Genomic DNA, 18,315 nt, shown 5'->3' with positions numbered 1-18,315 from the left:
TTGTATGTTACATTCGAACGAATCTGAAAAAATGCAGAACGAACAAAATATAAAAGTATTAGGCGCCAAAGTCAACAACCTCAAGGACGTTGACGTAGAGATTCCCCGCGGAAAGCTCGTTGTGATTACGGGTGTTTCGGGATCCGGGAAATCATCTCTCGCCTTTGACACCTTATATGCGGAAGGCCAGCGGCGCTACGTGGAAAGCCTCAGCAGCTACGCCCGTCAGTTCATGGGCAAAATGCCCAAGCCGGAATGCAAAGCAATACTCGGACTCCCGCCGGCCATCGCCATTGAGCAAAAAGTCAACACCCGCAACCCGCGAAGCACTGTCGGGACATCGACAGAGATCTATGACTACATGAGGCTTCTCTTCGGGCGTGTAGGTCATACATTCTCCCCCATCAGCGGTGAAGAAGTCAGAAAGCACACCATTGACGATGTGGTCAGATTCGCCATGACCTATCCCGAAGGCTCCCGCATGGCCATAACCGCACCGGTCACTCTGCCTGAAGGCCGCAAATTCGCCTCGCAGCTTGACGTATATCTGAAAGCCGGCTATTCGCGTCTGATGCGTGGCGGCGAATTCATTGATATTGACGAACTGCTGACTGAAGTCCGCGCCGCCGGTGATGGTGCAGACTACAACCCGGCCGACTATCAGCTGCTCGTAGACCGCCTTGCGGTCTCCTCGGAGGCTGACGAACAGAGTCGTCTGCGCGACTCTGTGGAAAGCGCGTTTTTTGAGGGACGCGACCGATTGAAATTGCAGATCTGGGCTGATGACGGAATCGTGGCCAAGGATTTTTCCCGCGTGTTCGAGGCCGACGGCATGACATTTGAAGTTCCCACTGACATGATGTTCAACTTCAATAACCCTGTCGGAGCCTGCCCAACATGCGAAGGATTCGGCAAAGTTATGGGAATCGACGAACGCCTTGTCATCCCCAACAACACACTCTCCATCTATGACAACGCCGTGGCCTGCTGGCGCGGCGACAAGATGAGCGAATGGAAGAAAGTTTTCATCAGTGATTCCGCCCAATTCGGATTCCCTATCCACAAGCCTTATCTTGATCTCTCGCAAGAAGAAAAAAATTTGCTGTGGCACGGACCTACTGACCGCCAGCTTTCACAGCCGGGCATAAAACTCACATATGGTGACTTCCCCTCCATAGACCGTTTCTTCAGGATGGTCGACGAAAATCTTTATAAGATACAATACCGCGTCATGAAAGCCCGCTATCAGGGCAAGACCGTATGCCCCGCCTGTCACGGCTCCCGCTTGAAAAAGACAGCATCGTATGTCAAAGTCGGAGGAGCCACCATCGGGGAACTCGTTTCAATGCCTGTCAGCCGTCTGATAGAATTTTTCAGAAACCTCCAGCTTGATGCCACTGACGCAGCCATAGCCGAACGTCTTCTCAAGGAGATCAATAACCGCATCTCCTATCTGGAAGAAGTCGGACTCGGCTATCTGACGCTCGACCGACTGTCGTCAACCCTCTCCGGCGGCGAAAGCCAGCGCATCAATCTCGCCACATCGCTCGGCAGCAGCCTTGTGGGCTCGCTCTATATTCTTGACGAACCGTCAATCGGACTCCATTCCCGTGACACCGAACGCCTGATCACCGTGCTGAAAAAACTCCGCGATCTCGGCAATACGGTCGTTGTAGTTGAACACGATGAAGAAATCATGCGCGCCGCCGACTATCTTATTGATGTCGGCCCGGATGCCGGACGTCTCGGAGGCCAGATCATCTATCAGGGCGACCCGGCCGAACTTGTGCCGTCGCAAGCCAAAGAGGAAAGTCCACTGAGCTATACCGCGCGCTATCTGACAGGCGCACTGTCAATCCCCGTGCCGAAACAGAGACGCAAGTGGCGTGATTCGCTCGAAGTCATCGGTGCCAAAGAGCACAATCTGAAAGACATTGACGTAAAATTTCCTCTCGGAGTCATGACGGTGGTCACCGGAGTCAGCGGCTCAGGCAAATCCACTCTTGTCCGCGACATCCTTTTCCGGGCTCTCAACCGTCATCTCGGAAACACCGGCGATGCGCCCGGAACCTTCCGCAAACTGCAGGGAGATCTCTCACGCATCAAAAACGTAGAGTTTGTCGACCAAAATCCGATCGGCAAGTCATCCCGCTCGAATCCGGCTACCTACCTCAAAGCATTTGACGAGATACGCAAACTTTTCGCTTCCACCCAGGGAGCGAAACAGATGGGCTACTCTGCCTCAGACTTTTCATTCAACTCTGACGGAGGCCGCTGCGAAGAGTGCAAGGGTGACGGATATATCACCATCGAGATGCAGTTCATGGCCGATATCACCATTCCCTGCGAATCGTGCCACGGAAAGCGCTACCAGAAAGAAATTCTCGAAATTGAATATCGCGGCAAGAATATCTATGACATTCTTGAGATGACTATCAATCAGGCTGTGGAATTCTTCGGAGAAGAAGCCGGAGCACAGGAAAAACGCATTATCAAGCGTCTAAAACCTCTCCAGGATGTTGGCCTCGGATATATCAAGATCGGTCAGAATTCCTCGTCTCTATCAGGCGGTGAAAATCAGAGAGTGAAACTGGCATCTTTTTTCGCAGAGGAAAAACCGGAGCCTACCATGTACATATTTGACGAACCGACAACCGGACTTCACTTCCATGACATAGCCACTCTCATGAAGTCTTTTGACCGCCTTATATCTATGGGTCACACGATTCTGATAATCGAACATAACATGGATGTCATCAAGTGTGCCGACCATGTCATTGACATAGGCCCTGAAGGAGGCGATGCCGGAGGCAACCTTGTGGCAGCCGGCACTCCCGAACAGATCGCCGCAAATCCGGCTTCATACACCGGTCATTTTCTGAAAGAGAAACTGCAGGGAGTCTGAATACAGACACTCCTGCCTTGTGCATCTCTGAAATATTATAATCATTAACTCTTCAACAGACAGCAATATTATGGCAAAAATAGGTGACCGTGTCCGCTTCCTCAACTCAGTGGGTGGCGGCATCATCAAAAAAATAGAAGGAAACATCGCATATGTCGATGACAACGGCTTTGAAACCCCCACTCTTCTGCGCGAATGCGTGGTGGTGGCCGAAGCCGCGACTACAGAAAAGAAAATAGCTCTGACCCAGGATGCCGTCAAACCAGCCGCTCCGCAGTCCCAGCCGCAAAAGGCGGCTCAGAAACCGGAGGAGACTCCGGCTATTGAGGAGACTCCGGAAGGTGAGAAACTCAATGTGGTGCTCGCATACGAACCTGCCGACATAAAACATCTCAACTCCACCACATTTGATGTCTATCTTGTCAACGACTCCAACTATTATCTCTACTTCACATATCTCACACGCGCTGATGAATCCACCGGCTGGACCACCCGCTATGCCGGAATCGTCGAACCTAACATCCAGGTGTTCCTTGAAGAGATCTCCGGAGCCGACCTCCCTTCGATGGACCGCATCGCTGTACAGATGATAGCCTTCAAGTCTGACAAGGAATTTAAGATGAAGGCCCCTGTAGCCGTAGAGACGGCCCTTGACACCACGAAATTTTTCAAGCTCCACTGTTTCCGCAGCAATGTGTATTTTGACAAAGATGTAATCGCTGTAGACATCGTGACCAATGATATTCCACGCAAACGCATGGTGATCGACTCTTCACGTATTGAAGAAGGGATCAAAGCCAAGAATGCCGTTGATCGTCCCGCCCGCAAGCCTGTACAGAAAAAGAGTTCCGACAAACGGGCTGAGATAATTGAAGTAGACCTTCATATATCTGAGCTTGTCGACACCACGGCCGGCCTGTCAGCTGCCGATATCCTGAATCTTCAGATCGACGAATTCCGCAAGGTGATGGATGCAAACCTGAAACACAAGGGTCAGAAAATAGTCTTTATCCACGGTAAAGGCGAAGGCGTGCTCCGCGCGGCTCTCATGAAGGAACTTAACCACCGCTACAAAGGTCATACCGTACAGGATGCCTCATTTCGTGAATACGGTTTCGGAGCCACTCAGGTAACCATCTGACACAACTTCAAATCCGAAACACCCGTTTACCCATGATTTTATGGTTTTCAGGCACAGGCAATTCCCGGTATGTAGCGGAAATGCTTGCCGCCGAACTGGGCCAGTCGTTGCGCAGGCTCACACCGGATCTCCGCAACGGCAGCCTGACACCGGCGCCGCATGACGATACCGTCATATGGGTCTGCCCCGTCTATTCCTGGGGCCTTCCACCCTATGTCCGCGCAATCATTAAAAACGTAGACCTTGGATCAGCACCGTTAATACACCATCTGGTGCTGACCTGCGGTGATGATTGCGGTCTGACAGCCGAGATGTGGCGCAGCGATCTTGCAAAACGTGGCTGGCTGTCAGGACTGGCTTTTTCAGTCACGATGCCTAACAATTACGTCTGCATGAGCGGATTTGATGTCGATACGGCAGAACTCGCACAGCACAAACTGTCAGCCGCATCACTGCGCATCAGAGAAATCGCGCGCTCGATCGCAGATTTCCGGGCAGGCTCCGGAGACTGCCCAAATGAGCCGGATGACGTGGTCCGCGGTCGCTTTGCATGGATCAAAACCAGAATAATCTATCCCTGGTTTGTCCGCCATGCCATGTCGCCGAAACCATTCCGCTACACACGCGAATGTATTTCGTGCGGCAAGTGCGCAGCCATCTGCCCTCTGCGCAACATCAACATGAGCGAGCCTTCAGGCAAATCGACAGACAGCAGTGAGCGCAGGCGCAAACGGCCGGTATGGGGTACAGACTGCGCCTTTTGTCTCGCCTGCTACCATGTGTGTCCACGCCATGCCGTAATGTATGGCGACAAGACCGGCACCAAAGGCCAATACATGAATCCGCAGTCATGACAAGGTGAGGATTCCGGTCAGATGAACCAAATCCGGCATATGAGTGTTTATATATTAGACTGATCCAAATCAGCAGATATTAACGCTTATATATTCAGATCTATGGATAAAAAATCTATAAAAGGTACAAAGACCGAACACAACCTTCTCGCGTCATTCGCCGGTGAAAGCCAGGCCCGTTCACGCTACACACTTTTCGCAAAGAAAGCCCGTGAAGAAGGCTACGAACAGATTGCCCGCATCTTCCTGATCACCGCCGAGCAGGAACTCAGCCATGCCGAACTTTTCTTCTCTCGCCTTGAAGGCGGTGTGGTGACGATCAATGCCGGCTATCCCGCAGGTATGGTGGCCGACACAATGACCAACCTCCGCGAGGCAGCAGCCGGCGAACGTGAGGAATGGAGCGATCTCTACTCATCATTCGCTTCTACAGCCGAAGAAGAAGGCTTCAAGGACATCGCAGCTCTCTTCAAAATGGTGGCTAAGGTCGAAATCGAACATGAACAGCGCTATCTACGTCTTCTTGATCGCCTCACCAACGGTCAGGAATTTTCAGGCGAAGAAGAGGAAGAATGGCAGTGTATGCACTGCGGTTATGTCCACAAAGGCAAATCGGCCCCCAAACGCTGTCCGGTATGCGGCAAAGAGCAGGGCTACTTTGAACGCAAAGCCGAAAACTATTGATCATACGAGCTTTATACACTTCTCCAATCCAAATAGCCAAGGACTGTATCGGCGTTCTATCCCGATACAGCCCTCTTTTTATATTCAAACTCATGCTGACTTACAGGGAGGAGGTCAATATGAAAGTTATCCGAGAAGCGGAGCAAACAAACATAGGAGCGGGCATGTTATAAATTCAGAAACGCTTAACGCGATTTCCTATTTTTGAAAATTTCTATAACTATGGAAAATCCTTTGTTTAAGATTCCTTATGGTCTCTATATCGTCACCGTGAATGCTGACGGACGAGACAACGGTTGCATCTCCAATACTTTTGAGCAGGTGACATGCACACCGGCCCAGGCTTGTGTGTGTCTCAACAAAAGCTCCCTGACATGCGAGATGATTGAAAAGGCCGGAGCTTTCACTGTGTCTGTCATCAGCGAAAACGCAGATTTCAGTCTGTTTGAGCGTTTCGGCTTCAAGTCGGGCCGCGAGGTAGACAAGTTTAAAGATTTCGCCGACGTAAAGCGCCTTGACAATGGCACTTTGGCGGTGACATGCGGCACCAACTCATATTTCAGCGTGAAAGTCGCGCAAAAGATTGATCTCGGCACCCACATGATGTTCATAGGCGAAGTGACCGAAATGGCGGTGCTTGACGATGTGGCATCAGCCACATATAATTATTATCAGGAGCACATTAAACCACAGCCCGCACAGCCGTCTGCTGCCGGATCGGCCCATACGGTCTGGCGATGCAAGGTCTGCGGCTACGAATATGTCGGTGACGAGATTCCGGCTGATTTTATCTGTCCGATCTGCAAGCATCCGGCATCTGACTTTGAGAAAGTCACCATCACCGACAATGTGGCTGACAATCCTACAAACCCGTATTCCGGCACAAAGACTGAGAAGAATCTTCAGGAAGCTTTCGCCGGCGAAAGCATGGCACGCAACAAGTACACCTACTTCGCTTCAGTTGCACGCAAAAACGGATTCGAGCAGATCGCCGCGATTTTCGAACATACTGCAGCCAACGAGAAAGAACACGCCAAACTGTGGTGCAAGGCTCTCGGCGGTGTCAGTCAGGACACGGCCTTAAACCTGCAGCATGCAGCCGAGGGTGAAAACTATGAATGGACCGACATGTATGACCGTTTTGCAAAAGATGCCGATGCCGAAGGATTTCATGATCTTGCAAAACAGTTCCGCGGAGTGGCAGCCATAGAGAAGACCCATGAGGAGCGTTACCGCAAACTGTTGGAAAACGTAGAGGCTCACGAAGTATTCCGCAAGAGCGGTGTGACAGTCTGGGAATGCCGAAACTGCGGACACATCTGCATCGGTACCGAAGCTCCGGAAGTCTGCCCTGTCTGCTTCCACCAGCAGAGCTACTTCGAGGTGAGAGCTGAAAATTATTGACCCTCTCTTCGGCTACAAAGTCAGCCTAAATCGGCTGGCAACAACGTATTTCCCTAAAACAACAATCGTGAATCAGCCGCGGCTGATTCACGATTGTTGTTTTATAGGTTGTCTGACAAAAATTTAACGTTCTGCACGCATCGGATTCGAGAGGAAGTCCTCGTAAGCGAGACGGATGCCGTCAGGCAGCTCAGTTGAATAAGTCCAGCCGAGAGCGGCAGCTTTCGACACATCAAGCAGCTTACGCGGAGTACCATTGGGTTTTGTGGTGTCCCAGACAATGCGGCCGGTATAGCCCACGGTCTTCGCAACCAGTTCCGACAGTTCTTTTATTGACAACTCCTTGCCACTGCCGGCATTTACGGTCTCGTTGCCGGAATAATTGTTCATCAGGAACACACAGAGGTTGGCGAGGTCATCGACATAAAGGAACTCGCGCAACGGCGATCCGTCACCCCAGCACACTACCTCTTCCAGACCGGCCTCTTTAGCTTCATGGAAACGGCGGATCAAAGCCGGAAGCACATGCGAATGGGTGGGATGATAGTTGTCATTAGGACCGTAGAGGTTGGTAGGCATTACCGAGATATAGTCAGTTCCGTACTGGCGGTTAAGATATTCGCAATATTTGAGACCGGAAATCTTGGCCAGAGCATAGGCCTCGTTGGTCTGTTCGAGCGAAGATGTCAGCAGGCAGCTTTCGGGCATAGGCTGCGGAGCAAGACGGGGATAGATGCACGATGATCCAAGGAATTCGAGTTTCTTGACACCATTGCGCCAGGCTGCGTGGATCACGTTCATCTCCAGCATCATATTGTCATACATAAAATCAGCGAGCGCAGACTGATTGGCTTCTATGCCACCGACTTTAGCGGCTGCAAGAAACACATAGTCAGGCTTTTCAGCCGAAAAAAATTTATTGACGGCCTGCTGGTTGATCAAGTCGAGCTGCGAGTGCGTACGTGTGATGATATTGTTGTATCCCTGACGTTTCAGCTCACGGACAATAGCCGAACCTACCATGCCGCGATGGCCTGCTACATAAATCTTTGAATCCTTTTCCACAATTAAAATCTATTTATGTGTTGTTACCTATTATTAAGATATGAGTGTTTAAGTTGAAAATCAGCTGATAGCCAGCACATTCAGCACAAAACACGATCGAGGCTGCCATGCCTCCGGAAATTCAACGCAAAATAACAAAATTTTATTCTATCCGGCAAATAATCAGCCAGTGAAAATCAAAAATCCCCCTGCCCGGATTGCGGGCAGAGGGGCTGAAATCGTTTTTATGTCTGCTTCTTGTGGCTTAACAGTTGTTATGAAACACCCTCTTAGAGCACACCCTGAGCCATCATAGCACGAGCCACTTTCATGAAACCGGCCACGTTGGCACCACGGACATAGTTGATGTAGCCGTCTTCCTCAGTGCCATATTTCACACACTGCTTGTGGATTTCGGTCATGATATCCTGAAGTTTGCGGTCGACTTCCTCGGCGCTCCATGAGAGTTTCTGCGAGTTCTGGGCCATTTCGAGTCCTGAAACAGATACACCGCCTGCGTTTGCAGCCTTGCCGGGAGCATAGAGGATGCGGGCTTTCTGGAATTCACGGATCGCATCGGGGGTGGAGGGCATGTTTGCACCTTCGCTGACAGCGATACAGCCGTTTGCGATGAGAGCGCGGGCATCGTCACCGTCAATTTCGTTCTGAGTGGCAGAAGGCATGGCGATGTCGCAGGCCACGTGCTGCCAAGGGCGTTCGCCTTCAAAATACTGGCATTCGTATTCCTCGGCAAACTCGCGGATTCGTCCGCGATAGATATTCTTGAGTTTGAAGATATAGTCAAGCTGTTCCTGAGAGAGGCCGTCGGGCACGTAGATTGAGCCATCGCTATCACTCATTGAAACCACTTTGGCTCCGAGCGAGAGAAGTTTTTCAGCTGTATAAGTGGCTACATTGCCGGAACCGGAGATTGCCACGCGCTTGCCTTCGATGCTGAGGCCACGGGTCTTGAGCATCTCAAGGAGGAAGTAGACGTTACCATAGCCTGTAGCTTCCGGGCGGATGAGCGAACCACCGAATTCATAGCCCTTGCCGGTGAAAGTACCGGTGAACTCGCGGGCCATCTTCTTGTATTCGCCGAACATATAGCCTACCTCACGTCCGCCAACACCGATATCACCGGCGGGCACATCAGTGTCAGGACCGATCTGACGCCACAGTTCCTGGATGAAAGCCTGGCAGAAGCGCATCACTTCCATGTCGCTTTTGCCACGGGGCGAGAAATCGCTGCCGCCTTTGGCTCCACCCATAGCGAGAGTGGTCAGAGAGTTTTTGAAAGTCTGTTCGAATGCAAGGAATTTGAGAATCGAGAGGTTGACCGAAGAGTGGAAACGGATGCCTCCTTTGTAAGGACCGATCGCATTGTTGTGCTGAACGCGATAGCCCATGTTATTGTGAACCTTGCCCTTGTCATCGACCCATGATACGCGGAATGCGAAAATACGATCAGGAATGCAAAGGCGCTCAATAAGATTGTAGCGTTCGAATTCAGGATTTTCATTATAGACATCTTCAATCGAGGTCAATACCTCTTCCACTGCCTGGATGTATTCCGGCTCATTGGGGAAACGACGCTTCAGATCGTCAATTACGCTTAGTGCATTCATACCTAATATGGAGAATATATTATTGGAATTTATTATCTATAACACTTCTTTCACGACAAAATGAAAGATTAAATTTCTTTTTCGCTACAAAGTTACACATATTTCATCATTTTCCAAAACTTTTGCTATAAATAACAACGGCTTGTCAATTTTTATATTTTTCGTCCATTACGACGATTTTGCGTAACTTTGCATCATTAAACCAATTATCCTGACTCTCTAAAAACTCTAACCGCCTATAGATCATGGCTTCATTCTCCATTATCTCACCTGCCTTCTCGACGCGCAAGGCTGTTGTAAAGGTCACACGGAAATTCTACACCTTCTGCAATCTGCTTATCGTTCTCAATGCTCTTGCATTCGGACTGCTTACCGACATTTCTATCGCCGACCGCATCGGGCCGGAACTCGAATCGTTCTGCGACCTGAGCATACTGATCTTTATTGTCGAGCTTATGATCAGGCTCTCGCTCGAAAAAGGTCGCTTCTTCACAGGACGCAACCGCTACTGGAACTGGTTTGACACAATAATAGTCGTGCTGTCATCTGCCGCACAGTTAGGCACATTCTCCTCCTTCCGTGTGTTCAGAATATTCCGTGTGTTCCGCCAGCTCAACATCCTCCGTGTGGTCCGTTCGGCCGACAAACTTAAACTTATTGTCGAAGCCATCTTCAATGCGATTCCCGGCATGCTATGGACCACCATATTGTTTGTCATTATCATGTACACTTATGCACTTTTAGGCTCGACTTTCTTTGGCAACGAGTTCCCTGACTGGTTCGGCAACGTATGGCGCTCCATGTATTCTCTCTTCCAAATCATGACTCTGGAAAGCTGGTCGATGGGCATAGCACGTCCGGTTATGGATATTTATCCTGCAGCATGGGTCTACTTTGTGACTTATGTGCTGATAGCGTCCTATGTCATTCTGAACATCGTGGTCGCTCTCGTGGTGAGCTCGCTTCAGGAAGTAACTGCTAAAAACGAAGCCAAGAAATCACAAATGCTATCAAGAGACGCACTCCGAGAGGAAATGGAAAAACTCCAGCGACAGATCGATGTGGTCAATGACATGCTGAAAAATTCAAAATAATCCGTCTGCGGAGGATATTTTTACCACCTTATTATATATAAGAGGACATAATTATATCTAAGAATTGTCGGATACTGCATCATCAGGTCTGCCGTGTCAAAAAGAAATTTATTTTCTTCCTCTGTCAGTAGCTTCAGCGGGCAGAAAGAGCGCAGATTGTCTTCGAGATGCTCCATATAGGTCATTCCGCTCAACACAGTCAGCACTCCGGGCCATGTCCCGGCAAAGCGGAAGGGCCATGTTCCGGCAAAGCGGAAGGCCCATGAAGCCACGCTCCGTTCAGGCTCAGCCTGTTTCAGACGGCTCACCACATGGCCATGAAGATTCGACAGACGGCCGCCGAGAAGCGGTTCCATGATTATGGCCAGAATACCACGCTTCTCCAGTTCGCCATAGAGATATTCCGCATCGATGTTGCGCGGATTGATTTCATTGGCATGATGCCAGTCGAGATAGTTGAGCTGAATCTGCTCAAAATCCCATTTATATTCGTCATGGCGCGACAGCAGGTAATCAAATACCTTTATGTCACCATGATACGAAAATTCAAGATTGCGGATGCGTCCGGCTTCACGCTCCTTGAGTAGAAAATCAAGGATACCGTTGTCCATGTAACGGTTTTCAAACTCTCGCATTCCGTCAGTTCCCATTCCGATGGCATGGAGGAGCATATAATCAATGTAGTCGGTCTGTAACTCTTTCAGAGAATTGCATTTCGGAATCCGGGAAATTCAAAATCTCCTGTAATCGAGCAGGAGGTAAACACCTGATGATTAGTGTTTGCCTCCTGCTCGATTTATATGTCACATTATACCAAATGTCCACAAGTGCGGGCCAGCACTTAGAGCCGGTTCGACAACAAATGCAAAGGCCGGGAAAGAAAGTTAGCTTTCGATTGCATCTTTTTTTTGCTTCTTGCACGCTTTGAATCAGTCGTGTACATCAAGTACAATCCTGATTCGGCAGTGCACAATCTGCTGAAAAATCTGCAATCCTGACGTTAACAGTTATTGTCGAACCGGCTCCTATTTACCGAAGCTGTGGTGATGGGAGATTATGGCTTCGCTCAGCAGACTGTAGATTTCTTTTGACTGACCATCAAGAACAGATAGATGCTTGTTGACTATAGCCAAGTCGCCCCTGACAGCCGGGCCGGTCTGCCCCTTTTCAGGAGATACAGCGAATGCTTTTTTTAGAGTCTCTTCAAGCAGCGGATGCAAAACCTCAAAGGGCAAGTCTTCTTTTTTAAGCAATTCCGAGGCGATGGTCCACAGATAGTTCGTAAAGTTGCAGGCAAACACAGCCGAGATGTGCATCATCCGTCGAGTATGACTGTCGGCATGGTAAATATGCGAAAACACCGGTGTGGCAAACCTACGGATCTCTTCTTCAACGCCGGAAGTGCATCCCTCTATAAACAGAGGCACTTTCGAAACATCGACCTCCACACCTTTGGAAAACGTCTGCAACGGATAGAACACGCCATAACGTTCCGACATTGGCGCCAAGACCTCCATTCCGACCGAGCCGGAAGTGTGAAGCCACAGAGCATTGCCCCTTTTCGGCATACGGCTGACAAGCGGACCTATGGCATCATCCACGAGACTGACAAGATAGACCTCAGCATCATCACAGATAGCTGCTTCTGAATCAATTGCTTGAGCATTCTGCAATTTGCGTGTCAACTCACGCGCCGACTGCAATTTACGACTATAGACCTGCACCACCGCTCCGACCCCTGAACTTTCAATAGCCGGTGCGAGATGCGAGGCCACATTCCCGGCCCCTATAACAACTATGCGCAACGGAGCGGAGGCATCAGAATTTACCGATGTGCACATTCTCCCATTTCAGTTTTTCAAGATCCTGAGGTTTGCGAACCTCGTCTTTATGCCCGAATGTCAGCACACAAACTACCGGACATGTTTCGGGAATGCCAAGCAGCTCCTGAACATACTCTTCTGAAGGGGTTCCGTCAGCCGTAAAGCGCCCATGCACCTGAATCCAGCATGAACCAAGGCCGAGCGCCTGTGCCTGCAGCTGCATATAAGAAGCAGCTACGGAACCATCCTCAACCCACGGTTCGGTAGCTGTACTGTCAACCGCGACCACAACAGCAAGCGGACATTTGGATATCGGAGCCGCACCCATCGGCTTGCACTGGGCGAGACGCTCAAGCATGTCAGGCTCTTCCACAACAACAAAGTGCCAGGCGCGCGCAGATTTCGATGCGGGAGACAGCAAGCCTGCTTCCAGAATGAGTTTTACTTGTTCGGGATCTATTTTTTCTGTGGTGTAGCGGCGTATGCTGCGACGCTCCACGAGCATTTGATTGAAGTTCATGGATTGAATAATATATAATAATGTAAGAGGGGATTTAAAATCAGTTACTATCGGCGACACACCCACACTGACGGATAAGTCTTGGATATGTAAGCCGAAAGCCGACGGGCCTCTTCTATAGTCGGAGCCGATGCGACATAGATGCGGTAATTCCCGGCCATCTCGATCACACGCAGGGATGTATCACCCACATAATATATGTGGCGGTTGGCTGATGCCAATGTGGGGAACGAGCCGACAACAAGCAGATAGCGCTGCGGCGCTTCTTCCGTCTGCTCTGCCGCACAGTCAGACTGAGCCATATCAGGCTGCTCTGCCGGCATTGCGATATTGAGCACTATTTCGCGGGACACATCCTCATCAGCAGCTACCTCAAAAACCGGAGCCGACTGCTCAATGCGCGAGCTCAGTCCGGTGTCAAGCGAAGCCGAGTTTACCTTTGGTCCGTTTATAAGACCGGTGGTGGAATAGAGTATCCCAAGCGCCACAATAACAACAATAAAAGACGCAACTATTTTAAGCGGGGCGGGTATTGCCACAATTCTCTGACGGGCGCAAGCCCCACCATCTTCTGTGGAGTCATCTGAAACCAGAGGACAGCAATCCACAGACGCAAAACTTTTACACAATCTGAGAGGCAACGAATCTGCCGCAGGCTCAAATACGGGGTATTCGGCGCTTGCTCCACGCATAAGCATTCCTAATCTACCCAAAGGAAACTCCCCGGCCACATCAAGCTGATGATGAAGAGAGGCCACTTCAGTTTCGAGATCCATTCTGGCGGCTGACAGGGAAATCCCATTGCGCCGCGAAATGCTCCCTATGAGCATCGCATCATTGTGGCGCACTTCCGGATTAAACCCGACGGTGCGCGAAGGCGGCATAAACACGTGGCGCCGCGAGTCATAGCGCGCGCCCTCATCATTAACGATGAACGCGCCAAGCCCCGGCACGACCACGCAGTCATGATGCAGGAGCAGGAATTCTATATGTTGCGCTATGTCAATCACGGCGCAAAGTTACATAAAATTCCCCGCTCCTGCAAATATGAATCAAGCAAGAATCACTTCTTACTTCTCATTATTTTTGTCGAGATCCACAGCATCGAAATTCAGCTTGTCTTTCATTTCTTCATCAGCAGTCATGATCACCGGCCGCTTGCCGTTGACAGTCACATTCTTGAGTTTCACATCCGGATAATTGCAGCGGAAAATATCCGATTCAGCCTTTACAGCCACGTTCTCAAATTCGAAATTTTCAACCTTGTCATCAGGATTAGCCGCAATAACTCCAAGACCGTTGCATTTCAGGTCGATATTTTTGATCGAAATATTGCGTATCAGCCCCACAGGCTTCTCATCCGTGCCTTCCAGCGAGAAAAACTGCTTCCACGGAAGCACCTCCACAACCGAACCACAGCGGCCGGTAACATTTTCAATTCTGATATTTTCATATACCTGATATGTGTCCGGGCGCATCTTCAGACGCAGCAGCGAACAGTCGTTGTCAAGACGACAGTTGCGCAAAACCACATTATTCGCATGAACACACTCGCTTCCAAGAGTCAGAGTACCGTGGAGATTCGGGCCAAAGACACAACCCTCGACCAGAACATCGGTCACGCTGTCATTTTCATGAGACTTATGGGCAAAAACGCCCTTGCCGCCCTTCAGACAGACGCCATCGTCATCGCAATTGAGATAACAGCCCCTAACGATCACTCTGTGACAACCGTCAAGATCTATCGCATCGCTGCTCGGAGCTCTGACAGGCTCACGCGGCGCCTGCACCTCGCAATTCTCCACGATCAGATCATTACACAGATAAAAATGCGAAGTCCAGAATGCCGAATTAATCATACGCACACCGCTAAGCCGGGCGTTGTCGCACCCCCACAGAAAAACAAGGCGCGGGCGGCGCACTTCAAGGTTGGTCCAGCTGCGGTTTTCCTCACGGGCCCGTTCAACATTATCCCAGAATTGCACCCAGAATTTATAACCGTTGCCATTGATTGTGCCGGGGCCGTTTATTTCAAACCCGTCGACATGGTAGGCATTGATAAGCGCCGCATGATAATAGATGCTGCGACCCTCCATTCGAGATGGAATAAGCGGATAATCCTCTATATTGTCCGACCCTTTGATCACCGCGCCTTCCTCCAGACGCAAAGTAGTGCCCGGTTTGAAAAATAGAGCGCCGCTGAGAAATGTCCCCGGAGGCACGATGATCTCTCCACCACCCATAGTCTCAGCCTTATCGATCACACGCTGGATCGCAGCCGTCTGCACTACGGTGCTATCGTTGGCTACTCCATGATCAGTCAGCTTAAATCTTGGCGCAACCTTTTCGCCCTTGAACACACGGTCAAGAAATCCGACTGCCCGTTCAACAGTGGTCTCGAACCAGGGATGGAAAAACCAGAAAGTGTGAACATCAACAGGTATGCGGTGTCGTTCGGTATAAATACCAATAGAATCATATACAGCCACCAGCTCATCACGGCCATCGCTATACCGTGGGAGACCACTGTTAATAAAGCAGACGGGAGCCGACTTGGGAGTAATCCACAACAAGGCCGAAGCCTCTTTCCAATTTTCTGGAGAATCTTTATAGAGTCCTCCGAGCCATTTTGCGTTCACAGGCAGTTCCCCCTTCTTCTGAAGGCGCTCTTCCGCATCCGCAATATTAGACTCCGAGACAAAAGTCGCGATGCCGTCCATGCTGATAACAGCCTGCACATCGCTTGAAGTTTTACGCCACTGTCCTTTCCCCTCATGACGCCTGGAGCCGTTGGTCACACCGGCAAGAGTGGCAAGCTGCGCACCGGCCGAACACCCAGACACCGCAATGCGATCAGGATCAATACCGTATTCCGCCGCATGAGCCCTTACCCAACGTATTGCCGTCTTAACATCATGCAAGCCTGCGGGATAGACAGCTTCCGGAATCAGCCGGTACTCTACGGGTATTGTCACATAGCCGTTTTTAGCAATCTGCTGCGCCATAGGCACCTGCAAACTCTTGTCACCGGAATTCCATCCGCCACCGTGGATCATCAGCAGAGCCGGATAAATCTTTTCATCATCCGGACGGAAAATATCCACATGGAGATCACGGCGGCCGTAAGGAGTTTTCGGGAGGGTCGAATAAACCACATCGCGATACTCCCTGACGCCGGCTGGCAATTCAGGCAGGGCAAGGACTGCCTCCGGATGGTATTTCCGGATTTTTTTATTGGTGGAATATGCCGTAAAAGATGTGTCACGCGGAATTTCCGGAGCCTTGCTCCATCCGACAAGCGATGACATAAGACAGGCAGCAAATACAACTGTAGCCTTTTTCATATCCATTCTGTTTCTTTTAAATTCTGATTAGCGCTTAATCACTTTATCTGTAACCACCTTGCCATTACTGTAACGGATACGGCGGATATTCAACCCGTCGGCGGGCTCCAGAAGGTGCACACCGCGCAGGTCATAATACTCAATACTTTCGATTTCCGACCCTACAAACACATCTTCAATCCCGGAATCAACGCCTTTACATGTAGGATAATATTCATCAACCGCATCGACAGCGCCCTCATTGCCGGCTTTCATTATTTTCTCAACGAGCGAGTTCAGATATACTTCAAGATTGGTGTACCATCCCTTTTCAGTATCCAGCGTATATTTCGCACCGTCAGAAGCATCATCAGGATCAAGGCCGTTGGCAATTTCCCAGTCATCAGGCATGCCGTCGCCATCGGTGTCAAATCCGGCCGGACGCACATTCTCCGGCAACTCCGGGAAACTTGCTGTCTTAGGATTGGCTTCGCCATCCGGATCATTTATAAAATCAAGAATACCTTTAGTATTTGAAGTAGGATATTTTTTGTCATCCTTTACATAGGCCACATCACCATAATAAGTCACAGTCCCGGTGCGGGTTTCTTCCATATAACGGGCATCGACAGCATCACGATAAAGACTCGATCCGGAATAAGCCATAACCTTTTCATATGCGTCCACAGCCGAGTGGGTGGTGACTTCTCCCGGATCAACCTGCTCGTCGAGCTTAAGCTTCACACAATCAACACCTGAAATGCTGACATATGTCACGTTTTCTCCAAACTGATGACCGGCATCAGGGATATAGCGATCTTCACCGATCAATTTCAGGCCGCTGTCATATTTAACCCCGGACCAATCATAATTTTCCGGGGAAGATGCCGCAGCCATATAATTCCCGCTCACATAATAGCGTGACGACAGACCGTAAAGTTCGGGATGCTTCGAATCGGCATTTCCGGATGTTGCAACCGACACCTGAGTGACAGTGGTTTTGTTTTTGGTGCCAAGTCCGGCCTTATAATAATTGTTCACCATATTTATATAACCGCCACCGGGGCCTCCATAACATGCCGTACCGGTACCCCAGTTATACATAAGGCAATTCCTGAAATCCACGCGTTCGGCATCGACAGCTGAAGAATACTTATCTGTATCATATCCGGTCCAGCCATAGCGTGCTCCATTGAAGCGCGGCGCTCTGTTCTGCACATGCGCTATAAAATTATGATGGAACGACGCATTCTTTCCGCCCCATATGCCACCATAGCTATGAGCGCCCTTTGTATGTCCGGGGTTTGCGAGTCCTTCACCAAGAGCACACCACTGCATGGTAAAATCACGGTTATCATAGAACGAAGCGATTTCGTCAATGCTCCATGAAAACGAGCAATGGTCAAGCAGCAGATTTTTCCTGTTGCGTTCCCATATGGCATCAGCTCCGTCATTTGTATCTCTGACCTGCGAACGACGCGAGCGAATGAAACGAACAATGATATTGTCGCCACTCATCCGCAGAGTGTAATATCGCAAAGTGATACCACCCTCCGGAGCAGTCTGGCCTGCAATAGTAGTATTTTTGGAAATTTTAAGATCCGCTGCAAGATCAATATAACCACTTACGTCAAACACTATAGTCTTTGTCCCGCTTTGATTCAAAGCCCATCGGAGCGAACCTTCAGCCGGATTGTTGGCATCGTCTGTAAGATTGGTCACATGAATGACTTTTCCGCCACGGCCTCCGGTTGTATAACGGCCATGACCTTCAGCGCCCGGAAAAGCCGGAGCCTGAGCGGAAACTAAAGAATGTCCTGATGCCAGCAGCAATAACAGAACTGAGATTGTTACTTTTTTCATTATAAGTTCATTGTGCTCCATCAGCACAAGTT

Annotated in this window: 13 protein-coding genes and 2 pseudogenes; 7 read left to right on the top strand and 8 right to left on the bottom strand. The window is 49.9% G+C overall.

Going from position 1 to position 18,315, the window contains the following annotated elements; all coding sequences use genetic code 11:
* Positions 1-31: 31 nt before the first annotated feature.
* The 6 genes and pseudogenes from uvrA to rbr (C5O23_RS05260) all read left to right on the top strand — a co-directional run bounded on the left by uvrA (position 32) and on the right by rbr (C5O23_RS05260) (position 6,988).
* Positions 32-2,905, top strand: coding sequence for an excinuclease ABC subunit UvrA (uvrA, locus tag C5O23_RS05280; protein WP_107031906.1), 2,874 nt, complete (start codon positions 32-34; stop codon positions 2,903-2,905).
* Positions 2,906-2,975: 70 nt separating this feature from the next.
* A complete protein-coding gene (locus C5O23_RS05275; protein ID WP_107031905.1) occupies positions 2,976-4,046 on the top strand; it encodes a DUF2027 domain-containing protein in 1,071 nt (356 codons plus the stop codon).
* A gap of 32 nt (positions 4,047-4,078) precedes the next feature.
* On the top strand, positions 4,079-4,900 hold the full coding sequence (locus C5O23_RS05270; protein WP_107031904.1) for an EFR1 family ferrodoxin: 822 nt from the start codon (positions 4,079-4,081) through the stop codon (positions 4,898-4,900).
* A 102-nt stretch (positions 4,901-5,002) separates the two neighbouring features.
* Complete coding sequence (gene rbr / locus C5O23_RS05265) at positions 5,003-5,584, top strand: rubrerythrin (RefSeq protein ID WP_107031903.1); 582 nt, start codon at positions 5,003-5,005, stop codon at positions 5,582-5,584.
* 222 nt (positions 5,585-5,806) lie between these two features.
* Positions 5,807-6,259, top strand: a pseudogene (locus tag C5O23_RS14520) (flavin reductase family protein); the annotation flags it as partial.
* A 6-nt stretch (positions 6,260-6,265) separates the two neighbouring features.
* Positions 6,266-6,988 (top strand): rubrerythrin, encoded by a 723-nt coding sequence (rbr, locus tag C5O23_RS05260; RefSeq protein WP_240597693.1) that lies wholly within the window; start codon positions 6,266-6,268, stop codon positions 6,986-6,988.
* Positions 6,989-7,111: 123 nt separating this feature from the next.
* Here rbr (C5O23_RS05260) and C5O23_RS05255 read toward each other — a convergent pair whose 3' ends face one another.
* Both C5O23_RS05255 and C5O23_RS05250 read right to left on the bottom strand, forming a co-directional pair.
* Positions 7,112-8,056 (bottom strand): GDP-L-fucose synthase family protein, encoded by a 945-nt coding sequence (locus tag C5O23_RS05255; protein ID WP_107031901.1) that lies wholly within the window; start codon positions 8,054-8,056, stop codon positions 7,112-7,114.
* Positions 8,057-8,322: 266 nt separating this feature from the next.
* Positions 8,323-9,660, bottom strand: a complete 1,338-nt coding sequence (locus C5O23_RS05250) for an NADP-specific glutamate dehydrogenase (RefSeq protein ID WP_107031900.1) — start codon at positions 9,658-9,660, stop codon at positions 8,323-8,325.
* 245 nt (positions 9,661-9,905) lie between these two features.
* Between C5O23_RS05250 and C5O23_RS05245 the strand changes: the two genes are divergently transcribed.
* Positions 9,906-10,754 carry an ion transporter gene (locus tag C5O23_RS05245; protein ID WP_107031899.1) on the top strand — a complete coding sequence of 283 codons (849 nt, stop codon included), beginning with the start codon at positions 9,906-9,908 and terminating at the stop codon, positions 10,752-10,754.
* A gap of 62 nt (positions 10,755-10,816) precedes the next feature.
* Here the strand turns inward: C5O23_RS05245 and C5O23_RS05240 are convergent.
* From C5O23_RS05240 to C5O23_RS05215, 6 genes and pseudogenes are all read right to left on the bottom strand, one after another.
* Positions 10,817-11,464, bottom strand: a pseudogene (locus tag C5O23_RS05240) (aldo/keto reductase); the annotation flags it as partial.
* A gap of 315 nt (positions 11,465-11,779) precedes the next feature.
* On the bottom strand, positions 11,780-12,595 hold the full coding sequence (locus C5O23_RS05235; protein WP_107031898.1) for a Rossmann-like and DUF2520 domain-containing protein: 816 nt from the start codon (positions 12,593-12,595) through the stop codon (positions 11,780-11,782).
* Positions 12,573-13,097 (bottom strand): nitroreductase family protein, encoded by a 525-nt coding sequence (locus C5O23_RS05230; RefSeq protein WP_107031897.1) that lies wholly within the window; start codon positions 13,095-13,097, stop codon positions 12,573-12,575. The genes C5O23_RS05235 and C5O23_RS05230 overlap by 23 nt, the downstream gene beginning before the upstream one ends.
* 47 nt (positions 13,098-13,144) lie before the next feature.
* Positions 13,145-14,107: an HU domain-containing protein gene (locus C5O23_RS14145; protein WP_133166508.1), complete on the bottom strand. Its 963-nt coding sequence runs from the start codon at positions 14,105-14,107 to the stop codon at positions 13,145-13,147.
* A 60-nt stretch (positions 14,108-14,167) separates the two neighbouring features.
* Positions 14,168-16,441, bottom strand: a complete 2,274-nt coding sequence (locus C5O23_RS05220; RefSeq protein WP_161553554.1) for an alpha/beta hydrolase fold domain-containing protein — start codon at positions 16,439-16,441, stop codon at positions 14,168-14,170.
* Between the two features lie 27 nt (positions 16,442-16,468).
* On the bottom strand, positions 16,469-18,283 hold the full coding sequence (locus tag C5O23_RS05215; RefSeq protein WP_240597684.1) for a pectate lyase: 1,815 nt from the start codon (positions 18,281-18,283) through the stop codon (positions 16,469-16,471).
* Positions 18,284-18,315 lie beyond the last annotated feature (32 nt).

Source organism: Duncaniella muris (genome assembly GCF_003024805.1).
In the GTDB taxonomy this organism is placed as follows: Bacteria; Bacteroidota; Bacteroidia; order Bacteroidales; family Muribaculaceae; genus Duncaniella; species Duncaniella muris.
Note: the sequence above shows the minus strand (reverse complement) of the source record. Positions and strands in the feature narration are given on the sequence as shown.